The sequence below is a fragment of the Streptomyces sp. MZ04 genome, from assembly GCF_004684775.1.
Classification (GTDB): domain Bacteria; phylum Actinomycetota; class Actinomycetes; order Streptomycetales; family Streptomycetaceae; genus Streptomyces.
Genome location: NZ_SRIC01000159.1, coordinates 1 through 19129 on the forward strand (window position 1 = coordinate 1; position 19129 = coordinate 19129).

The following is a 19129-nucleotide window of genomic DNA, read 5'->3' on the forward strand; positions in this document are numbered from 1 at the left end:
GTATAAGAGACAGGAGGGGGCGGGGGCTGCCTCAGCGGCCCAGCGGGCGCCTCGGCAGCGGCGAGGAGTAGACGACGCTCGTGGTCACCGACCCCAGCGCGCCGATCCGACCCGCCACCTCCTCCAGGTGGTTCATCGAGCGCGCCGCGACCTTGATCACGAAGCAGTCGTCGCCCGTGACGTGGTGCGCTTCGAGGATCTCCGGGGTGACCTCCACCAGGTCGTGGAACGGCTTGTAATTGCCGTTGGGATAGCGCAGGCGGACGAACGCGAGGATCGGCAGGCCGAGCCGCTCCGGGTCCACGACGGCCGCGTACCCCTGGATCACGCCCGCCTCCTCGAGCCGGCGGACCCGTTCGGTCACGGCGCTCGGGGACATGGCGACGGCCCGTGCCAGCTCGGCATAGCTGGCGCGGCCCTCGCGCTGGAGGACGTCGAGGATGCGCCAGTCGGTGGCGTCCGTGGAATAACCGGTCATGCCTGAGAGGTAACAGGGGATTCCCCGGCCGATCAAGGGGTTGACCGGGGAACGGCTTTCTGCTGTGCAATGAGCGGCGCAGTGCGGAAAGTGCCGGGGAATCCCCGGCCGATCAGCCCGTACGCCGAGGATCAGCCCTTCCGAGACGGCCGCTACGACCGTAGATTTCTGGCCATGAGCACTACGACGAACACCTCGACCCCCGCAGTCGCCGCCCCCAACTCCGTCCTGCGGGTGCCGCCCGCGTCTCCGGCCGCGGCCGCCGCGTACTTCGGCGCGAGCCTCGCCTTCCACGCCGACGTGTCCGACGTCGCCTCGGCACTCGCCGCCGACGGCGACCCCGGCTTCGTCGTGATCGACTCCCGGTCGACCGCGAGCTGGGACCAGGGCCACGTCCCCGGCGCGATCCACCTGCCCACCGCGCTCATCCCGCAGCAGGCCGAGCAACTCCTCGACAAGTCCGTCCCCGTGGTCACCTACTGCTGGGGCCCCGGCTGCAACGGCGCCACCCGCGCCGCACTCGCCCTCGCCGAACTCGGCTTCCAGGTCAAGGAGATGCTGGGCGGCTTCGAGTACTGGGCGCGCGAGGGCTTTGAGTTCGAGACCTGGGAGGGGAGCGAGCGCCGCGCCCCCGACCCGCTCACCGCGCCCGAGGACGCGGAGGACTGCGGCTGCTGAGGCGCGGTGCCGGGGCCGACTCTGAAAAGGCGGGTGCCGCCGCTGAGGGCGGGACCCGCCGCTCCTCAGAGCGCCGACAACTCGTCCACCAGATCGTCAAGCCCCAGCGAACCCTGCGACAGCGCCGCCATGTGCCACGCCTTCGCGTCGAAGGCGTCGCCGAGGCGGCGCCGCGCGTTCTCGCGGCCAAGGAGCCAGGCACGCTCGCCCAGCTTGTAGCCGATGGCCTGGCCGGGGATGGAGAGATAGCGGGTCATCTCGCTGGCCACGTAGTCCGTGGGACGACTGCAGTGCGCGTCGTAGAACTCCTGCGCGAGGTCGGGCGTCCAGCGCTCGCCGGGGCGGAAGGGCGAGTCCGCCGGGATCTCCAGGTCCAGGTGCATGCCGATGTCGACGATGACCCGCAGCGCGCGCATCATCTGCGCGTCCAGATAGCCGAGCCTGCGCTCCGCGTCGGTGAGGAACCCGAGCTCGTCCATGAGCCGCTCCGCGTACAGGGCCCAGCCCTCCGCGTTGGCGCTGACGATGCCGAGCGTGGCCTGGTAGCGGGAGAGGTTCTCGGCGACGTGCGCCCACTGGGCCAGCTGGAGGTGATGGCCGGGCACGCCCTCGTGGTACCAGGTGGAGACCAGGTCGTACACGGGAAAGCGGGTCTCGCCCATCGTCGGCAGCCAGGTCCGCCCCGGCCGCGAGAAGTCCTCGGACGGGCCCGTGTAGTACGGCGCGGCGGCGCCGCCCGGCGGCGCGATGTGCGACTCCACCTTCCGTACCCGCTCGGCGAGTTCGAAGTGCGTGCCGTCCAGCGCCTCGATCGCCTCGTCCATCAGCTCCTGGAGCCAGACCCGGACCTCGTCCACGCCCTCGATGTGCGCGCCGTGCTCGTCGAGGTGGGCGAGGACCACCCACGGCGTGGCCGCGCCCGGCAGGATCTTCTCGCCCTCGGCGCGCATCTCGGCAAGCAGCCGGTGGAACTCGGACCAGCCGTACGCGTACGCCTCGTCGAGGTCCAGGTCGGTCCCGTTGAAGTGCCGCGACAAGCGGCCGTAGCGCTCCCGGCCCACCGTGTCGGGGGCGCCCTCGATCGCGGGCGCGTAGACGTCCCGCATCCAGTCGCGCAGGGCGACGACGGCCTCGGTGGCGGCGCGCGCGGCGGCGTCGAGCCCGGCGCGCAGCGACGCGGGGCCGTCCGCGGCGAACTCCTCGAACCAGCCGCGGCCCTCGCCCCCGGACGTGGCCCACTCGCCGAGCTGTCCGATGAAGGTGGCGGTGGGGCGCGGCGCCGCGAACAGCTTGCGTTCCAGGCCGAGTTCGAGCGAGGCGCGATATCCGGCGTACGCGGCGGGCACCGCCCGCAGACGTTCGGCGATCGCCGCCCAGTCCTCTTCCGTCTCGGCGGGCGTCACGGTGAAGATCTCCCGCACGGCGTGCGGGAAGGTGTGCAGATTGCCGACCGCGCGCAGCCCCTCGTCGGTGTCGTGCAGGGCGAGTTCGGCGGTCAGCCGCTCGCGCAGCAGCCGTGCGCAGCGCCGTTCGGCGTCGCTGTCGGCGCCGGGTGCGCGCTCGGCCTCGTCGAGCCGGGCGAGTGTCGTGCGGGTCAGCTCGGCGACGGCCTCCTGGCCGGCGGGGGAGGCGTCAGGGAGTTTGCTGTGGCTCGCTGTGACGCCGAGGTAGGTGCCCTCGATCGGGTTGAGGGCGATGAGCTCGTCGACGTACGCGTCGGCGATCTGGCGCGGCAGCGGGTTCTGGGCCGGGGGCTTCGTGTCTGACATGCGGACATACTCGTACGCGGGACCGGCCCGCGTCATCAAGATTCGCCGCGGGCTTCCCCCGGCTCGGCGGCTTCGGACCGCGGCGGAAGGAGCGGCCCGCACTCCCACTGCTGGAAGATCAACCGCGTCTCCACGCGCGCCACTTCGCGCCGTGAGGTGAACTCGTCCAGGACGAGCCGCTGAAGATCTGCGGCGTCGGCCACCGCCACGTGCACCAGATAGTCGTCGGGGCCCGTGAGGTGGAAGACGGAGCGGGACTCGGGCAGCGCCCTGACCCGCTCCACGAACGGACCGACGAGTTCACGCCGGTGTGGCCGGACCTGTACGGAGAGCAATGCCTCCAGGCCGCGGCCGAGTTTCGCCGGATCGAGCCGCAGCTGATGTCCGAGGATCACACCGGAGCGCCGCAGCCGGGAGACCCGGTCGAGGCAGGTCGACGGCGCGACGCCGACCTGTACCGCGAGATCGCGGTAGGTGGTCCGGGCATCGTTCTGCAACAGCCGCAATATGCGGAGATCCACCGCGTCCAGTACGACAGTTTCAGCCACTCGCCGAACGTAACACGGGATTCAACGACCGGTCATCGGTCTTTGTTCAGCATCATCGGCATGGACACGAACACGGAACCCCGTACCGGATCCGGCCACCGCGCCCCGACCGCGGCACGCGCTCTGGCCACCGAGGCGGTGCACGCCGGACGCGACGACCTCGCGGGACTCGGCCTGCACGCCGCACCGATCGACCTGTCCACCACGTATCCCTCGTACGACACCCGGGGCGAGGCCGCGCGGATCGACGCGTTCGCCGCCGACGGCGCCCTGGACGACGGGCCGCCCGTCTACGCGCGGCTCGCCAACCCGACCGTGGCCCGGTTCGAGACCGCGCTCGCCCGTCTTGAAGGCACCGAGAGCGCGGTCGCCTTCGCGAGCGGCATGGCGGCGCTGACCGCGGTCCTGCTCGTGCGCGGCGCGGCTGGTCTGCGGCATGTCGTCGCAGTCCGTCCCTTGTACGGGTGCAGTGATCACCTCTTGACGGCGGGGCTGCTCGGCTCCGAGGTGACCTGGGCCGACCCGGCAGGGATAGCCGACGCCATCCGGCCCGACACGGGCCTGGTGATGGTCGAGTCGCCCGCGAACCCGACGCTCGCCGAACTTGACCTGGACGCGGTGGCCCACGCCTGCGGGACCGTTCCGCTGCTCGCCGACAACACCTTCGCGACGCCGGTGCTGCAGCGTCCGGTGGAGAGCGGGGCGCGGCTCGTCCTGCACAGCGCCACCAAGTACCTGGGTGGTCACGGCGACGTCCTTGGCGGTGTGGTGGCGTGCGACGAGGAGTTCGCGCGGCAGCTGCGCCAGGTGCGGTTCGCCACCGGCGGGGTGCTGCATCCGCTCGCCGGCTATCTGCTGCTGCGGGGCCTGGCCACGCTGCCGGTCCGGGTGCGGGCCGCCTCCGCGAACGCGGCGGAGCTGGCACGCCGCCTTGCCGCCGACCCGAGGGTGGAGCGCGTGCACTACCCGCGGATCGGCGGCGCCATGGTCGCCTTCGAGGTGCGCGGCGACCCGCACGCGGTGACCGCCGGGGTGCGGCTGATCACCCCGGCGGTCAGTCTCGGCAGCGTGGATACGCTCATCCAGCATCCGGCGTCCATCAGCCATCGCGTCGTGGATCCGGCGGACCGCCGCTCGTCCGGCGTCAGCGAAAGACTGCTGCGCCTGTCGGCCGGGCTCGAGGACGTCGACGACCTGTGGCAGGACCTCGACAGGGCGCTCGGCCCGGTCCCTTCCTCCGGTGCTTCCTCGGGTGTGCCGGTGGGCGCTACTCGGCCCGCTGCGGCTCGAGGCTGACGTCCTGCGGCTGGTCGTAGGGCGGCCGTGAGACCACCGGCGTCGCGTCGAGCCGGGCCGTGATGACCAGCGTGCCCTCCTCGATCTGGTAGTCGAGCGGAAGGCCGAGTCCGCGCATCGCGGCGACCATGCCGGTGTTGGACGCCTGCGTCACCGCGTACACGCTCTCGCAGCCCGCCTCGACCGCCAGGGCGACCAGGCGGCCGAGGAGTTCGGTGCCGATGCCGCGGCGCTGCCACTCGTCCTCGACGAGCAGCGCGATCTCCGTCTCGTCGCCGTCCCAGAGGAGATGCCCGACGCCCACGATGCGGCCGGACGCGGTCTGCACCGCCAGGGTGCGGCCGAAGCGCGGGCTGAGCAGGTGGTTGAGGTAGCGGTCGGCGTCGCGTACGGGGCCGTGGTAGCGCATGCTCAGGGTGCGTCCCGAGCAGCGGTCGTGCATGGCCTTGGCGGCCTCGACGTCGGCGGTGTCGGCCCGGCGCACGGTGATGGAGTTGCCCTCGGCAAGCGTCAGCACGTCCTGGCTGCGCGGGATGCGCGGGCCGAGCCGGGTGTCCAGCTCCACCAGGGCACGCGCGCGGGCGAACTCGGTGGGCGTGAACGGCAGATACGGCCGCTCCACCGTGATCACCTCGCCCTCCGGGGCCCGCAGGCGCAGCACGGTCCCGTCCAGGACGCCCTCGACGGGCGCCCCGTCGGCGGTCGCGTCCGTCGCCGGGGCGGCCGAGTCACGCGACATGGCGGCCGCGTCCCGCGACGTGGCGGGCAGCGAACGGATGGTGCAGCGGCCCAGCAACTGGCGCAGCGCGAGCGGCAGTTCGGCGGCGTCGAGGGCGGTGCGGGTGGCAAGGCCCAGGATGCGCGTGGGGGCGTCCACCAGGTCGTGGGCGTCCGCCCGCTCGATCCAGGTGCCCGAGCCGCCCGCGTGCGAGACGCCCCGGGTGATCTCGGTCGCGGAGAGCTCCTCGGGCGCGCGCAGCAGGAACTCGTCCACGGTGCCCTCGGCCAGCGGGTGCGCCTGCAGGCTGAGGATGTCGACCCGGCCGTGCGCCAGGGCGGTGCACAGGGCGGCGAGGGAGCCCGGTTCGTCGCGCACCGTGGTGCGCATCCGCCACAGTGCGGTCGCTCCGGCGGAGTGTTCCGTGGGGTGCCCGGCCGGCCGGGCGTCGGTATCGTCCGCCGTCGGAGGGGCGTGGTTGTGGCGCCGTGCCCACCATGTGTGGAACCCGGCCGTGGCGATCAGCACCACGGCCGAGATCACCAGCAGGGCGGGGCCGTCGGGGCCGTGCCCGATCAGGTTCGCCACCGCGTCGGCCACGGCCACGGCCGTGAAGAGGGCGGCCAGCTCCACCAGGTCACGCCGCCAGTGGTGCACGGGACGGCCGTTCTTCGTACGGGTCACATCAGACATGTCAGCACTCATACCTTCACTCTGAAGGAAGGGTGTTGCGTGATCACGAACGCTTTGTGACTGATGGGTTAAGACGCCCTTTGTCCCTTTGATGACTCTTCACTCCCGCTTCGGGTCCGGACCTGACGTCTTGGGTGACGCCGGCCGACCGTCCGCGGGTTGCGCTCAGTCCTGTCCCACCCGGCCCGGCTGCAGCACCTTGCTGAAGAGCACCTCGCCGCCCTCCTGTCGCAGCCGCACCGTCAGTTCACCGCTCCCGCCGTCGATGTCGACCTCGCCGAAGTACTGCGGCGTCTCGGCGGGCGAGGTGTTGGCGCGGTTCGGCGCCTTGAGGAACCGCTGCTCGGGACCGAACGTCCCGTCGAGCTTCAGTGCCTGGAAACCGCCCGCGGCCAGTGGCCCCGACACGAACTCCCAGAACGGCGCGAAGTCCTTGAACGCCGCCCGCGAGGGGTCGTACCGCTGCGCCGACGTGTAGTGCACATCGGCCGTCAGCCACAGCGTCCCCGTGATCCCGCGGTGCTTGATGTGCCGCAGCAGCTCGGCGATCTGCAGCTCCCGCCCGAGCGGTGCGCCGGGATCGCCCTGGGCGACCGCCTCGAAGTTCACCTTGCCGTCGGGCACGACGAGACCGAGCGGCATGTCCGACGCGATCACCTTCCACACGGCGCGCGAGCGCGACAACTCCCGCTTCAGCCAGCTGAGTTGCTCGGCGCCGAGGATGCCGGTGACGTCGTCGGGCTGCCTGCCGGGCGAGTTGGCGTTGCGGTACGAGCGCATGTCCAGGACGAACACGTCCAGGAGCGGACCGTGCCGAAGCACCCGGTACACCCGACCGTCCTTGTCGCCCGCCGGGAGCGTCGAGACGGGGAAGTACTCGCTGAACGCCCGCAGCGAGCGCGCCGCGAGGACGTCGGTGTCCTTCTCCGTGTAGCGGGCGTCGTCCAGGATCTGCCCCGGGTACCAGTTGTTGTGCACCTCGTGGTCGTCCCACTGCACGATGGAGGGCACCTGCGCGTTGAAGCGCCGCAGGTTCTCGTCGAGGAGGTTGTAGCGGAAGGCGCCGCGGAACTCCTTGAGCGTCTCGGCGACCTTCGACTTCTCCTCCGTGGTGACGTTCCGCCAGACGCTGCCGTCGGGCAGGGTGACGCTCGGCAGGATGGGTCCGTCGGCGTAGATGTTGTCGCCGCTGCACAGGAAGAAGTCCGGGTTCCTGCGGCGCATGTCCTCGAAGACGCGGTAGCCGCCGCGGTCCGGGTTGATGCCCCACCCCTGGCCCGCGATGTCGCCCGACCACAGGAAGCGCACACCGTCCTTGCGCCCCTTCGGCGACGTACGGAAGGTGCCGGTGACCGGTTCGCCGGTACGTCTCGGGTCGTCGGGGTCGGCGAGCACCACGCGGTAGTGGATCTGCTCGCCCGCGGGCAGCCCGCGCAGCCGCGTGGTCCCCGTGAAGTCCGTGTCCGGGCCGAGCACCGGGCCGTGCCGGCGGGTGGGGTTGCGGAACGACTCGGTGGCGGAGGTCTCGACGATCATGCGGGCCGGGCGGTCGGAGCGCACCCACACCAGGCCCGCGTGCGCGGTCACGTCACCGGCCTGCACGCCCCACTGGGCCCGCGGCCGTCCCGAAAGGGAGAGCGCGGGAGCGGCCCCGGCCAAACCGGGCACGGCGAGCGCCGCGGGCAGCGCGAGCGAGCTGCGCAGCACACTGCGGCGGCGAGGGGACGGGCTCGGCATCGGGTGTGACATGAATGAGCCTCCAGTGACAGGTCCGACCAGTGTGCAGGGCCACAACTAACGGTGCGCCGCGGCGCACACGCAAACCACAAGTGAACAACTGCCCATGGGCACAAGGGAACCGGTGTGCGAACACAACGTGGCCTACGTCCCCCGGCCCACGTCCCCGGCCCACGTCCCCGGCCCACGTCCCTGGGCCGGCGGACCGAGGCCGAACGGCCGATGGCCGCAAGATCATCCGCTGGCTACGCTCGCATCAGCGGTGCGCGGCCGAGCGTGCCCACGGTGCGCGGCCGAGCGTGCCGCAGCGAAGGGGGAGCCCCATGCCGTTCAACGGTCAGAGCCACATCCGCGTCGCCCGTCCGTCCCGCGACCTCGCGGCGGCGGAGCGCTTCTGGGTGGGCGGCCTCGGCCTCGACGTCCTCTACCGGGCGAACGGCGGTTCCGCTCCCGGCGAGCACGACCTGCTCATGGTCGGCGGTCCTGACGCCTCCTGGCACCTGGAACTCGTCCACGAGGCGTCCCGCCCCGTCGAGCCCCGCCCCACCGAGGAGGACCTGCTCGTCGTCTACCTCGACGGGCCCGTCCCCGACGAGCTGGTGGCGCGCCTCGAGGAGCACGGCGGCAAGCGCGTCCAGTCGCCCAATCCGTACTGGAACGAGTGGGGCGTCACCGTCGAGGACCCCGACGGCTACCGCCTGGTGCTCTGCACGCGCGCGTGGTCCAACTCCTGAACCGCTTCGGCAAGGAGCCGCACCCCCTCGGCGAGCCGCGCGGGGGACAGATGGGCGTAGCCGAGGACGAGCGCGAGTCCCGGGCCCCGCGCCGCGTCCTCGCCGGCGTGCGCGTAGTCGCTCAGGGGTCGCACCGCGACCCCGGCCGCCGCGGCACGCCGCAGGAAGACGTCCTGCGGCCCCCAGCGGCCGGGCAGCCGGGCGATGACATGGAGTCCGGCGGCGATGCCGCTCACCTCCGATCCGGGGAAGTGCTCCGCGAGGGCCGCGACCAGCGCGTCACGCCGCTCCCGGTAGGCGCGCTGGCAGCGGCGCAACTGCCGGTCGTAGTCCCCGCGTTCGACCAGGCGCGCGAACAGCGCCTGGTCGAGCACGGGATTGCCGAGGTCCATCATGCGCTTGCGGGCGACGACCTCTTCGGTCATCGCGTCGGGCACGAGCAGCCAGCCGAGACGCAGCCCGGGAGCCAGTGACTTGCTGACAGAGCCCGTGTACGCGACATGTCCGGGGTCGAGCCCTTGCAGCGCGCCCACCGGGGTGCGGTCGTAGCGGAAGTCCCCGTCGTAGTCGTCCTCGACGACCAGACCGTCCACGGCGCGGGCCCAGTCGAGGAGTTCGGCACGCCGCCGGGCCGAGTACCCGATGCCGAGCGGGAACTGATGGGCGGGCGTGGTGACGACCGCGCGCACACCCCGTTCCCTCAGTACGCCGGTGAGGACACCCTCGTCGTCGAGCGGCACCGGCACCGTCGAGACGCCCGCGGACGCGAACAGCTCGTCGTGCTGCGGGCTTCCGGGGTCCTCGACGCCGACGGTGCGCACCCCGCGCGCGTGCAGCACGAACCCGATGAGCGCCATCGCCTGGGCCACTCCGGAGCACACCACGATGCCCTCCGGGTCGGCGACCACGCCCCGGCGCCGCGTCAGGAGTTCGGCCAGTGCCGTGCGCAGCCGGGGCAGGCCGCGCGGGTCCGGGTAGCCGAGCTGGTCGTGCGCCAGATCGGCAAGGACGCCGCGGTGCGCGGCCGCCCATGCCGAGCGAGGGAACAGGGACAGGTCGGGAGTCCCGGCGATGAAGTCCACGCGCGCGTGGACCGGACGGGGAGCCAGATCGCGCGCCCCGCGCTCGGCCGCGCGCGCCGCGCCGCCCACCCACGTCCCCGCCCCGCGGTCGCTGCGCAGATAGCCCTCGGCCGTCAGCTGCTCGTACGCCTCCGTGACAAGACCCCGCGAGACACCCAGATCGGCGGCGAGCGCACGGCTCGACGGCAGCCGCGTCCCCGGAGCGAGCCGCCCGGACCTGACCGCGTCACGCAGCGCCGACTGGAGGCTGCGGCCACGGCTCCGGGCGGGCGCGGCCGCGGCGGGCAGCAGCAGCTCCCACGCCGGGGTGCCCGGAGCTGTGCGCGCGGCCTCGGCACCCTCGCCGCCCTCGCCGCCCGAACCCGATGCCACCGGTACCCGCACCTCCTGAGCCGCAAAGTGGTCCCCCAACAGACCCCGGAAGTGGACCTTAAACCGGTCCGCGTCCGTTCCTAGCGTCAGGGGCATGAACGCGAACCTCACCCGCGGCTCCCTGCTCGCCGCCCTCGCCTGCCTGCTCGTCGGCGGCTCCTTCACCGCCAACAGCCTCCTCGGCGACTACCCGTACGCGGGTGGCCAGTTCCTCCGCTACGCCCTGGCCTGCCTGCTCCTCCTGCTGCTGCTCGGACGCGGCGGCACCCGCCCGCTGCGCCGTCTCACGCCCCGCCAGTGGGGGCGCCTCGCGCTCCTGGCGGCCGTCGGCATGGTCGGCTTCAACCTGGCGATCCTCGCCGCCGAACGCACGGCGGAACCGGCCGTACCGGGTGTCCTCGTAGGGTGCGCTCCGGTCGTCGTGGCCGTCATCGTGCCGCTCCTGGAGGGCCGCCGCCCGCAACGAGCCGTCATGCACGGCGCGTTGATCGTCGCCGCTGGTGCCTTCACCGTGCAGGGGTGGGGCCGCACCGATGCGGTGGGCCTCGTCTTCTCGGTGGGCGCGCTCGCGGGCGAGGTCGGGTTCGCGGTGCTCGCCGTCCCCGTCCTGCGGCCGCTGGGCCCGAAGCTGCTCTCCGCCTCGGTGTGCGGGATCGCCGCGCTCGAGTCCGCCGCGATCGGGGTCGTGTTCGACGGAGGCGGGTGGCTGCGGGTGCCCGACCGCACCGAGGCGGCGGCGCTGCTGTGGCAGGCGGCGATCGTCACCGTCATCGGGTTCGTCTGCTGGTACTCGGGCATCCAGCGCATCGGCGCCGAGCGGGCCACCCTCTTCTCCGGCCTCATTCCCGTCGCGGCGGCCTGCACGGCACCCCTGGTCGGCACCGGCACCTACGGCGTCCCGCAGGCCGTGGGAAGCGCGCTGGTCGGCGCCGGTGTCGCCCTGGGCTCGGGAGTCCTACGCGGCCGTGGCGCGGCGGCAGGTGTCGGTGATGACCCGCGCGACGAGGGCCGGATCGTCGTTCATCGGGACGTGCCCGCAGCCGGGCAGCCGCACAAGACGGGCGTCGGGGACCGTGTGCTTGGCCCGGATGCCCTGGCGGCGCAGCAGGATCCGGTCACGGGCGCCCCAGGCGACGGTGACCGGAAGGCCGGGTACGTCGTCGGAGAAGAGCACGTCACGACCGGCGGCCAGGGTCTCCTCGAAGCCCGTGGCGCCGCGCAGCGCGAGCGTCTCGGCGACCACGGCCTCGGGTGAGCGGCGCCCGGGACGGGCGTAGATGGTGCTGGTCAGCGCCGCCCGCCCGGCGGCCGTCGCCGCGAGCCGCTCGATCGCGGGCAGCGGAAGGAGCCGTGCTCCGTGCCGCATCGCGAGCAGCGTGGTGAACGCGTACCGCCGCTCGGCAGGGCTCCAGAACCCGGCGGGGGAGAGCGCGGTGACCGAGCGCACGAGCTTCTCCCGGCCCAGTTCCAGGGCGAGCAGTCCGCCCAGCGAGTTGCCCGCCACGTGCGGGCGCTCGATCTCCAGGGCCTCGCACAGTGCGCCGAGCGCGGACACCACCGTCGAGGTGTTGTACGCGAGACCGTCGGGCAGCGCGGGGGACGCGCCGAAGCCCGGCAGGTCCACGGCGATGACGTCGTACTCCGTGGCGAGAATGCCGAACACCGGGTCCCAGGCCTGGAGGTGGTGGCCGATGCCGTGCAGCAGGAGCAGCGGCTCTCCCGTGCCGGCGCGTTCGTAAGCGACGGACAACGCCCCGGGGCCGTCGGACGTTTCGACGCGGAAGGACACCTCTGCGGCCATTGCTGCTCCTGTCCCCGCCGCTGGACGACGGTTCCCTAAGACACTTCTTGTAGACACCCTGTCAGGAACAATTACCGCTCAGTAGCTCCCAGTTCAAGGGGTGTGTCCTGTGCCGCACCCGTTTCGCCTGGACAGCGGGGGATTCGTCGGCTGGGATGGAGGGGTGGCAACGGACACCGCGACCAGCGAATTCGAAGAACACAGGCCCGTCCTGATGGGCGTGGCCTACCGCATGCTCGGCCGGGTGGCCGACGCGGAGGATGTGGTGCAGGACGCCTGGCTGCGCTGGTCGACGGCCGACCACGCGCAAGTGCGCGAACCGCGCGCCTACTTGGTGCGCGTCACGACGCGCCTCGCCATCGACCGGCTGCGGCAGGTGCAGTCCCGGCGCGAGTCGTACGTGGGGCCGTGGCTGCCCGAGCCGCTGGTCACGGACTTCGGGCCGACCGTCCCCGACACCGCCGAGCGGGCGGTGCTCGCGGACTCGGTGTCGCTCGCCGTCCTGGTCGTCCTGGAGTCCCTCTCGCCCCTGGAGCGGGCGGTGTTCGTGCTCCGGGAGGCCTTCGGTTTCCCGTTCTCGGAGATCGCCGTCACGCTGGACCGGGGCGAGGCGGCCGTACGGCAGCTCGCCGCGCGGGCCCGCAAGCACGTGGACGAGAAGCGGCCTCGCTACGAAGTCGACCCCGGCGAGCGCAGGGGCCTGACGGAGCGCTTCCTGGCCGCGGCGGCGGACGGTGACCTGGACGGACTGATGACCCTGCTGGCCCCGGACGTCCGCCTGGTGGGGGACAGCGGCGGCAAGGCCAAGGCGCCCCTGCGCATCATCGAGACGGCCGCCAAGGTGGCCCGGTTCCTCGTCGGCGCGGCCCACAAGGGGCTGTCGGCCGGAGGGGACGCCGAATTCCGCTTCGTCGAGATCAACGGTGCCAGTGCGTTGCTCGGCCTGGTCGACGGAAAGCCGGACGTCGTCTTCCAACTGGACGTCGCCGACGGCCAGATCAAGGACCTGTACATCATGCGTAACCCGGACAAGCTCATCTCTCTGGCCTCATAGTGGCGTATAAGCGCCCCCTGTAGCGGCATCCGGCCAACCCCCGTCCACTCAGGGCGGGGGTTTTGTCTTGTTCGCTACGAGTGTGTGACACGGGGCCAACATCGCGTGAATGCTCTGTGGCAGCACCCCTGCGCGGGCTGTGACGGATCGAGGATTGGTCTTGACCAAGGGTGGGTGCGGGCCTATCGTCGCCAGAGATAGTGCAGGAACCTTTAATAAACAAGGGCGCTTAAACGCCGCCGGTACACGGCGATTGCGGAGGACAGGGTGGGGACCACGCAGTTGGAAACGGCGCCGGAGCCGAAGTACTGGCACCTCAAGACGGTGCTCACCGAGGCACTCGACTCCGAGTTCGCCGTGGGCGAGATCCTGCCCAACGAACGTGATCTCGCCGCCCGGTTCGGTGTCGCACGCGCCACGCTCCGCCAGGCGCTCGAGCAGCTGGAGCTGGAAGGCAGGCTGCAGCGGCGCCGCGGCGTCGGCACGACCGTCGCCCCGCCGCGGATGGGCGTGGCCGTCGGATCGGCGCAGGGTACGTGGCCGGGCGCGGTCGGCGACGCCTGGCAGCCCGCGGACTGCACGCCGGCGGTCCCGCCCGCGGATGTGGCCCGGATGCTGGCGTCCCTCCCCGACGAGTCGGTGCAGGTGGTGCGGCGCACGCGCGTCTCGCACGGCCAGCCCGTGGCGGCCGAACTCCTTTACGTGCCGATGTCATCGGTCCCCGAACTCTCCGCCATCGACGCCCCGTCGGGCCCGGCACGCGCGCGTGCGGTACTGCGCGAACTGCAGCGGCTCGGCTTCGAGGGACAGGACCGCGCGGTCGAACTCGGCTCGGCCCGCGCGGACGACGCCAAGGCCCTGGACCGCCTCCCCGGAGCCCCGGTCCTCGTCGTGACGACCCGCTTCTTCTCCGAGGGACGCACGGCCGCGGTATCGGTGGCGACGTACCGAGCCGACACATGCCGGCTCACCTTCGGCGACGAGGGCGGCGTCGAGATCCACCACGGTCCGGAGCGCCGCGCGTCCTGAGTCCGGGCCGCGCGTTTTCAGGGCGCCTGATGCCGAGTGGCCTCGCTGGGGCGTGGTGGCGACCCGGCTCATTCTCCGAGGGGTGCATGGCCGTGGCGTCGGGATCCACCACGGCCCGCAGCGCCGCGCGCCCTGAGCCCGGAGGACCCGGCCTCGCACGACACGACGCCGGGCAGGCCAGGCTTCAGCGTCGTGCCGTGACCGTTCCCTCCACCGCGAACAGTTGCTCCTCGACATGGTCGAGGGCCAGGCGTAGCGCACCCGTCGCCACCGCGGCCTCGCCCAGCATCGACAGTGCCACGCGCGGCGGACGCAGGCAGTAGCGGGCCAACTCGCGGCGCAGTGGCTCCAGTACGCCGTCCAGGCCCGCCGCCCAGCCGCCCACCACGACCAGCTCGGGGTCAAGGGCCAGAACCAGTGCCGCCACATCGTGCACCAGGCGCTGGATGAACCGCTCGACGGCCTGCTGCGCCCGCTCGTCGCCCTCGCGTGCGTGCGCGAACACCTCCGCCACCGCCTGCTCGTCCAGCGGGTGCAGGGGCTCGTCCGTGGTGGAGAGGAGCGTCTCCGGGGTGACGTCGCGGCCCAGCAGATGCAGGGCGCCGATCTCGCCGGCCGCGCCTCCGTAGCCGCGGTGCAGCCGTCCGCCGATCAGCGCGCCGGCTCCCGGGCTGAGCCCGGCGAGAACGAAAACGACGTCGTCGACCTCGGCTGCCGCGCCCTTCCAGTGTTCGGCGACGGCCGCCGTGTTGGCGTCGTTCTCCACCAGGACCGGGCACTTGAACGACCGGCGGAGGCGCTCGCCCAGGGGCAGTCCCGTCCACTCCGGAAGCGCGGTGCCGAGCCGGACCGTGCCGTCCGCCTCGACGATGCCGGGGCTGCCCACGCCGACCGCGCGGAGCGAGCTGCGGGCGATCCCGGCGCGGCGCAGAAGGTCCGCGACCGCCGTGCGCAGGCGCTCGATGCGCTCGTCCGCGGGGGCCGTCTCGTCCACGTCCTTGGCCGTCGTGCCCATCACCCGGCCGTCGAGGTCCGACAACACCGCGGCCACCCGGTGCGGGCCGATCTCCAGGCCGAGCAGATGCCCCGCCTCGGCGCGGAACCGGAACCTCCGCGCGGGCCGCCCCTGACGTCGGGCAGCGCCCTCCTCGGCGGCGGTCTCCACCACGAGCCCGGCCTCGATGAGCCCCTCGACGACCCCCTCGACGGTGGGCCTGGACAGGCCGGTCACCCGGGTGATCTCGGTGAGTGTCGCGAAGTCCGCCGCACGCAGCGCGTGCAGCACCACCGCGGAGTTGATCCGCCGCAGCAGAGAGGGGTCCCCGCCGGTCAGCCGCCCCAACGTCCGTCCTCCCAGCTCGTGCGCATGATGGGCGGATCGTACTCGCCGGGGCGGGCCCCTGCGAGTGCCGGGCCCGTCCGATACGGAGAGTGCCGGTCGTCGGCCCTCATCCGGGAGCCCCTCATCCGGGCGCGACGAAACCGGATTCGTACGCGGTGATCACCGCCTGCGTCCGGTCGCGGGCACCCAGCTTCCCGAGCACGGAACTCACATGGGATTTGACCGTCTCGGCGCCGACGATCAGCTCCGCGGCGATCTCCGCGTTCGACAGGCCGCGCGCCATCAGCCGCAGCACGTCCGCCTCGCGGTCGGTCAGCGCCGCCCGGTCGAGCGCGTCCCGGGCCGCCGCGTTGCCGGGACGCCGCCCGTACTCGCCCGCGAGCTGCCGTACCGCGGCCGGGAACAGCAGCGACTCGCCCTCCGCGACAAGACGCACCGCGTGCACGATCTCGGCGGGACGGGCGCGCTTGAGCAGGAAACCGTCGGCGCCCGCGCGCAGCGCCTCGTACACGTACTCGTCGTTCTCGAAGGTCGTCACCACGAGGATCTTCGGCGGGTCCTGCACCGTGCGAAGCACCGCACGGGTGGCCTCGATGCCGTCGAGCAGCGGCATGCGCACGTCCATGGCGACCACGTCGGGCCGCAGTTGCCGCACCAGGGGGATCACCGCGGCGCCGTCGGCCGCCTCGCCGACCACCTCGATGTCGGGCTGCGCCTCCAGAACGGCGCGCAGACCCGTGCGTACGAGGGGTTCGTCGTCGACCAGGAGCACTGTGACCGGCATCCGGCCAGCGTAGATCACCCCAGCGGCAGTTCGACGTGCACCTGCCATCCGCCGTCGCACGGGCCCGTGGTGGCCCGCCCGCCGAGCAGCGTGGCCCGCTCACGGATACCGCGAAGACCGCTGCCGCCCCGGCCGGTCGCCGGTGTTCCGGCGGGCAGCGCGTTGCGTACGTCCATGCCGAGGACCCCGTCGTCCACCGAGATCCGCACCCGCACCGGGACCGGACCGCAGTGGCGCAGCACATTGGTGAGGGACTCCTGGAGCATGCGATAGCCCTCCCGGGACACCGGTCCGGGGACGCTCTCCAGAGGGCCCGTCACCTCGGTGTCGACCTTCGCTCCCGAGGCGCGCGCGGACTCCAGGAGGCGTTCGGCGTCGGCGAGCGTCGGGCGCCCGCTCGCGGGCCGCTCGTCCTCGCGCAGCACCCGCAGGACCCGCTCCAGGTCTTCGAGGGCGGCCCTGCCGGTCTCCTCGATCGCGTCGAGGGCGCGGTCGGTGAACTCGGGGTCGGCGGCGGCCCGCGCGGCGCCCGCCTGGACGACCGCGACGGTCAGCGCGTGACCGATGGAGTCGTGCAGCTCCCGCGCGATCCGGGTGCGTTCGAGGAGCTGCTCCGTTCGCTCCTCCAGGGCGGCAAGCCGCTCGGAGGGCGAGGGGCCGAGCAGCCTGCGGGCGGCGGCGGTCATCAGCCGGCCCGCCACCACGACCACCGCCATGAGCACCATGAGGGGGATCGGCACGAGCAGCGCGTTGGCCCAGCCCTGTCCGGGCAGCGGGACGAGCAGGCCGGAGGTCTGCGGAGGTTCCGTCGACGCTCCCAGCAGGGCCAGGGCGGACCCCAGACACTGGAGGGTGACGAACGAGGCCGCGCACCCCGCCTCCAGTCGCAGCACGAGCCACACCGCGGTCCTCCCGCGGTCGCTCCATGAAGCAGAGGGCGTCACGGAGATGCCGGAGTCCTCACCACCGCCCTTCACGCGCGCGTGCTGCCCGGGAATGAGCATCAGCCGCGCCTGGAGCCCCTCCGCCCGGCGCATGGCGGGCACCAGGGCCGCCGAGGCGACCAGCGGAATGGGCAGCACCACGATCAGTATCCAGTCGCCGAACGAGGGCTTGACCACGCCGGGGAAGACGAACGCGCAGATCAGGGACATGCCCGCGCCGATGAGCATATGCAGCCACCGGGTGTACGTGACGGCGCGCGTGAGAGGCCTGAAGAAGCGGGGCATCCCGCCATCGTGTCAGGCGGGAAGCGGCGCACGGCTCCCCCGTGAGGGGGAGAGGGAATCCCCGGGCGGGGGAAGCCCCGGTGCCGCCCCGGCCGCGAGGCTTGGCCCATGACCAGCATCGACGTCCAAGAGCTCACCAAGGAGTACGGCACCACCCGCGCGGTCGACGGACTGACGTTCACCGTCCGGCCGGGCCGGGTCACCGGATTCCTCGGCCCCAACGGCGCCGGCAAGTCCACCACCATGCGCCTCCTCCTCGGCCTCGACCGGCCCACCTCGGGCACCGCCACGGTCGGCGGCCGCCCCTACGCGTCGCTCGACGAACCCCTGCGCCACGTAGGGGCGCTGCTCGACGCCCAGGCCGCCCACGGCTCGCGCACCGCACGCAACCACCTCCTCGCCCTCGCCGTCAGCAACCGCATCGCCGCGCGCCGCGTGGACGAGGTCCTGGAGGAGACGGGGCTCACCAAGGTGGCAGGCCGCCGGATCAAGACGTACTCCCTGGGCATGCGCCAGCGCCTGGGCATCGCGGGCGCGCTGCTCGGCGACCCGCGCGTCGTGCTCCTGGACGAGCCGTCCAACGGCCTGGACCCCGAAGGCATCATCTGGATCCGCGAGTTGATGCGCGGCCTCGCCCGCGAGGGCCGCACGGTCCTGGTCTCCAGCCACCTGATGAACGAGACGGCCACGTTCGCCGACGACCTCGTCGTCCTCGGCAGGGGAAAGCTGCTCGCCGACACCTCGATGCGGGATTTCATCGAGGCCCACAGCAGGCCCAGGGTCCGGCTGCGCACTCCGGAGCACGACCGCCTGCGCGACGTACTGGCTGGAAAGGGGCACGCGTTGGTGGCGGGGGACGACGGCCGCTGGACCGTCGACGGCGTGAAGGCCGAGGAGATCGGGTCGATCGCGGCCGGGCACGGCATCCCCATCCTCGAACTCTCCGACGAGCAGGCCTCCTTGGAGCAGGCCTACCTCTCCCTCACGGCCGGTGACACCGAGTTCGCGGCCGCCGCCCCCAAGCCCCGCCAGGAGGCCTGACCATGTCGACGACCGCCGTGCTCCACTCGGAGTGGATCAAGATCAAGTCAGTGCGGGCCAGCCTCGGCTCGCTGATCTCCGTCTTCGTCGCCACCGTGGCCATCACGGTCCTCGCGTTCGCCGCGGTCGGCGAGGCCGAGTCGGACAACGCCGACTTCGAACCGCTCTTCGGGGCGTTCTACGCGCTCAACTTCGGCCAGATCGCGGCCATCAGCTTCGGTACGACGGCCATGTCCTCCGAGTTCCTGAACGGCGCCCTGCGGATCTCGCTCGCCGCGGTGCCGAGGAGAGGGCTCTTCTACGGCGCCAAGGTCGCGGTGGTGGGCGCGCTCGCCCTGGGCACGGGGATCGTCACCAGCTTCGCGGCGTTCCTGTCCGGGCAGGCCTTCATGGGGGACGCGGCCATCGGCCTCGGCCATGACGGGGCGGTGCGCGCGTGCGTCGGCGGCGGTATCTACCTCGCTCTGATGGCGCTGCTCGCGGCGGGACTGACCATGGTGCTGCGCAGCGGAGTCGCCGTACTGAGCATCCTCATCCCGTTCACGCTCATCGTGTCCTTCGTGGTCGGGGACGTAGCGAGCGGAGTCGCCGGCTACCTGCCCGACCAGGCGGGGCAGCAGGTGCTCCACGAGGACCCGACGGGAACGCTCGGCCCCTGGGCGGGACTTGCCGTCTCGGCGGCGTGGGCGGCGGCCGCGCTGCTCGCCGGATGGTGGGCGGTGCGGCGGCGCGACGCGTGAGACG

17 protein-coding genes and 1 pseudogene are annotated in these 19129 nt (G+C 72.5%); 8 read left to right on the forward strand and 10 right to left on the reverse strand.

All coding sequences use genetic code 11. The features are described from left to right. Window positions 1-31 precede the first annotated feature (31 nt). Entirely contained in the window at window positions 32-478 is a 447-nt protein-coding gene (locus E2651_RS27475; RefSeq protein ID WP_135333921.1) for an Lrp/AsnC family transcriptional regulator, read from the reverse strand. 174 nt (window positions 479-652) lie between these two features. Here E2651_RS27475 and E2651_RS27480 point away from each other — a divergent pair, with 174 nt between their 5' ends. Then, the gene (locus tag E2651_RS27480; RefSeq protein WP_135333922.1) at window positions 653-1156 is read left to right on the forward strand and encodes a rhodanese-like domain-containing protein; all 504 of its coding nucleotides are present in this window, start codon (window positions 653-655) and stop codon (window positions 1154-1156) included. A 65-nt stretch (window positions 1157-1221) separates the two neighbouring features. Here E2651_RS27480 and E2651_RS27485 read toward each other — a convergent pair whose 3' ends face one another. Then, entirely contained in the window at window positions 1222-2925 is a 1704-nt protein-coding gene (locus E2651_RS27485) for a DUF885 domain-containing protein (protein ID WP_135333923.1), read from the reverse strand. Window positions 2926-2960: 35 nt separating this feature from the next. Then, entirely contained in the window at window positions 2961-3473 is a 513-nt protein-coding gene (locus E2651_RS27490) for an Lrp/AsnC family transcriptional regulator (RefSeq protein WP_135333924.1), read from the reverse strand. Window positions 3474-3533: 60 nt separating this feature from the next. Between E2651_RS27490 and E2651_RS27495 the strand changes: the two genes are divergently transcribed. Next, entirely contained in the window at window positions 3534-4769 is a 1236-nt protein-coding gene (locus E2651_RS27495) for a PLP-dependent transferase (RefSeq protein WP_135333925.1), read from the forward strand. Here E2651_RS27495 and E2651_RS27500 read toward each other — a convergent pair. Together E2651_RS27500 and E2651_RS27505 are read right to left on the reverse strand one after the other, a co-directional pair. Then, window positions 4741-6180, reverse strand: coding sequence for a GNAT family N-acetyltransferase (locus tag E2651_RS27500; RefSeq protein ID WP_245239267.1), 1440 nt, complete (start codon window positions 6178-6180; stop codon window positions 4741-4743). The two genes, E2651_RS27495 and E2651_RS27500, sit on opposite strands and share 29 nt — an antisense overlap. 165 nt (window positions 6181-6345) lie before the next feature. Next, on the reverse strand, window positions 6346-7929 hold the full coding sequence (locus tag E2651_RS27505) for an alkaline phosphatase D family protein (protein WP_135333926.1): 1584 nt from the start codon (window positions 7927-7929) through the stop codon (window positions 6346-6348). Window positions 7930-8240: 311 nt separating this feature from the next. Between E2651_RS27505 and E2651_RS27510 the strand changes: the two genes are divergently transcribed. Then, window positions 8241-8651: a VOC family protein gene (locus E2651_RS27510; RefSeq protein WP_135333927.1), complete on the forward strand. Its 411-nt coding sequence runs from the start codon at window positions 8241-8243 to the stop codon at window positions 8649-8651. On the opposite strand, the gene E2651_RS27515 is transcribed toward E2651_RS27510, so the two are convergent. Then, the gene (locus E2651_RS27515; protein WP_245239268.1) at window positions 8609-10027 is read right to left on the reverse strand and encodes a PLP-dependent aminotransferase family protein; all 1419 of its coding nucleotides are present in this window, start codon (window positions 10025-10027) and stop codon (window positions 8609-8611) included. The genes E2651_RS27510 and E2651_RS27515 overlap by 43 nt on opposite strands. A gap of 172 nt (window positions 10028-10199) precedes the next feature. On the opposite strand from E2651_RS27515, the pseudogene E2651_RS27520 reads away from it, so the two are divergent. Beyond that, window positions 10200-11036: pseudogene (locus tag E2651_RS27520) on the forward strand (DMT family transporter); the annotation flags it as partial. Window positions 11037-11060: 24 nt separating this feature from the next. Here the strand turns inward: E2651_RS27520 and E2651_RS27525 are convergent. Next, window positions 11061-11906: an alpha/beta fold hydrolase gene (locus E2651_RS27525; RefSeq protein WP_135333929.1), complete on the reverse strand. Its 846-nt coding sequence runs from the start codon at window positions 11904-11906 to the stop codon at window positions 11061-11063. A 163-nt stretch (window positions 11907-12069) separates the two neighbouring features. Between E2651_RS27525 and sigJ the strand changes: the two genes are divergently transcribed. Continuing rightward, the gene (gene sigJ, locus E2651_RS27530) at window positions 12070-12960 is read left to right on the forward strand and encodes an RNA polymerase sigma factor SigJ (RefSeq protein WP_135333930.1); all 891 of its coding nucleotides are present in this window, start codon (window positions 12070-12072) and stop codon (window positions 12958-12960) included. A 267-nt stretch (window positions 12961-13227) separates the two neighbouring features. Next, the gene (locus E2651_RS27535) at window positions 13228-13989 is read left to right on the forward strand and encodes a GntR family transcriptional regulator (RefSeq protein WP_135333931.1); all 762 of its coding nucleotides are present in this window, start codon (window positions 13228-13230) and stop codon (window positions 13987-13989) included. A gap of 184 nt (window positions 13990-14173) precedes the next feature. Here the strand turns inward: E2651_RS27535 and E2651_RS27540 are convergent, their stop codons facing one another. From E2651_RS27540 to E2651_RS27550, 3 genes are all read right to left on the reverse strand, one after another. Continuing rightward, entirely contained in the window at window positions 14174-15331 is a 1158-nt protein-coding gene (locus E2651_RS27540) for an ROK family transcriptional regulator (protein WP_135333932.1), read from the reverse strand. A gap of 121 nt (window positions 15332-15452) precedes the next feature. Beyond that, entirely contained in the window at window positions 15453-16115 is a 663-nt protein-coding gene (locus E2651_RS27545) for a response regulator transcription factor (protein ID WP_135333933.1), read from the reverse strand. Window positions 16116-16129: 14 nt separating this feature from the next. Next, a complete protein-coding gene (locus E2651_RS27550; RefSeq protein ID WP_135333934.1) occupies window positions 16130-17344 on the reverse strand; it encodes a histidine kinase in 1215 nt (404 codons plus the stop codon). A 108-nt stretch (window positions 17345-17452) separates the two neighbouring features. On the opposite strand from E2651_RS27550, the gene E2651_RS27555 reads away from it, so the two are divergent. Continuing rightward, window positions 17453-18385, forward strand: a complete 933-nt coding sequence (locus tag E2651_RS27555; RefSeq protein ID WP_135333935.1) for an ATP-binding cassette domain-containing protein — start codon at window positions 17453-17455, stop codon at window positions 18383-18385. 2 nt (window positions 18386-18387) lie between these two features. Then, window positions 18388-19125, forward strand: coding sequence for an ABC transporter permease (locus E2651_RS27560; RefSeq protein WP_209446260.1), 738 nt, complete (start codon window positions 18388-18390; stop codon window positions 19123-19125). Window positions 19126-19129 lie beyond the last annotated feature (4 nt).

Bases quoted from the DNA above. Each gene is read 5' to 3' on its own strand.
- E2651_RS27560 (WP_209446260.1), top strand. From the start codon at position 18,388: ATGTCGACGACCGCCGTGCTCCACTCGGAGTGGATCAAGATCAAGTCA.
- E2651_RS27555 (WP_135333935.1), top strand. From the start codon at position 17,453: ATGACCAGCATCGACGTCCAAGAGCTCACCAAGGAGTACGGCACCACC.
- E2651_RS27525 (WP_135333929.1), bottom strand. From the start codon at position 11,906: ATGGCCGCAGAGGTGTCCTTCCGCGTCGAAACGTCCGACGGCCCCGGG.
- E2651_RS27480 (WP_135333922.1), top strand. From the start codon at position 653: ATGAGCACTACGACGAACACCTCGACCCCCGCAGTCGCCGCCCCCAAC.
- E2651_RS27505 (WP_135333926.1), bottom strand. From the start codon at position 7,929: ATGTCACACCCGATGCCGAGCCCGTCCCCTCGCCGCCGCAGTGTGCTG.
- E2651_RS27475 (WP_135333921.1), bottom strand. From the start codon at position 478: ATGACCGGTTATTCCACGGACGCCACCGACTGGCGCATCCTCGACGTC.
- E2651_RS27550 (WP_135333934.1), bottom strand. From the start codon at position 17,344: ATGCCCCGCTTCTTCAGGCCTCTCACGCGCGCCGTCACGTACACCCGG.
- E2651_RS27485 (WP_135333923.1), bottom strand. From the start codon at position 2,925: ATGTCAGACACGAAGCCCCCGGCCCAGAACCCGCTGCCGCGCCAGATC.
- E2651_RS27545 (WP_135333933.1), bottom strand. From the start codon at position 16,115: ATGCCGGTCACAGTGCTCCTGGTCGACGACGAACCCCTCGTACGCACG.
- E2651_RS27500 (WP_245239267.1), bottom strand. From the start codon at position 6,180: ATGTCTGATGTGACCCGTACGAAGAACGGCCGTCCCGTGCACCACTGG.
- E2651_RS27495 (WP_135333925.1), top strand. From the start codon at position 3,534: ATGGACACGAACACGGAACCCCGTACCGGATCCGGCCACCGCGCCCCG.
- E2651_RS27510 (WP_135333927.1), top strand. From the start codon at position 8,241: ATGCCGTTCAACGGTCAGAGCCACATCCGCGTCGCCCGTCCGTCCCGC.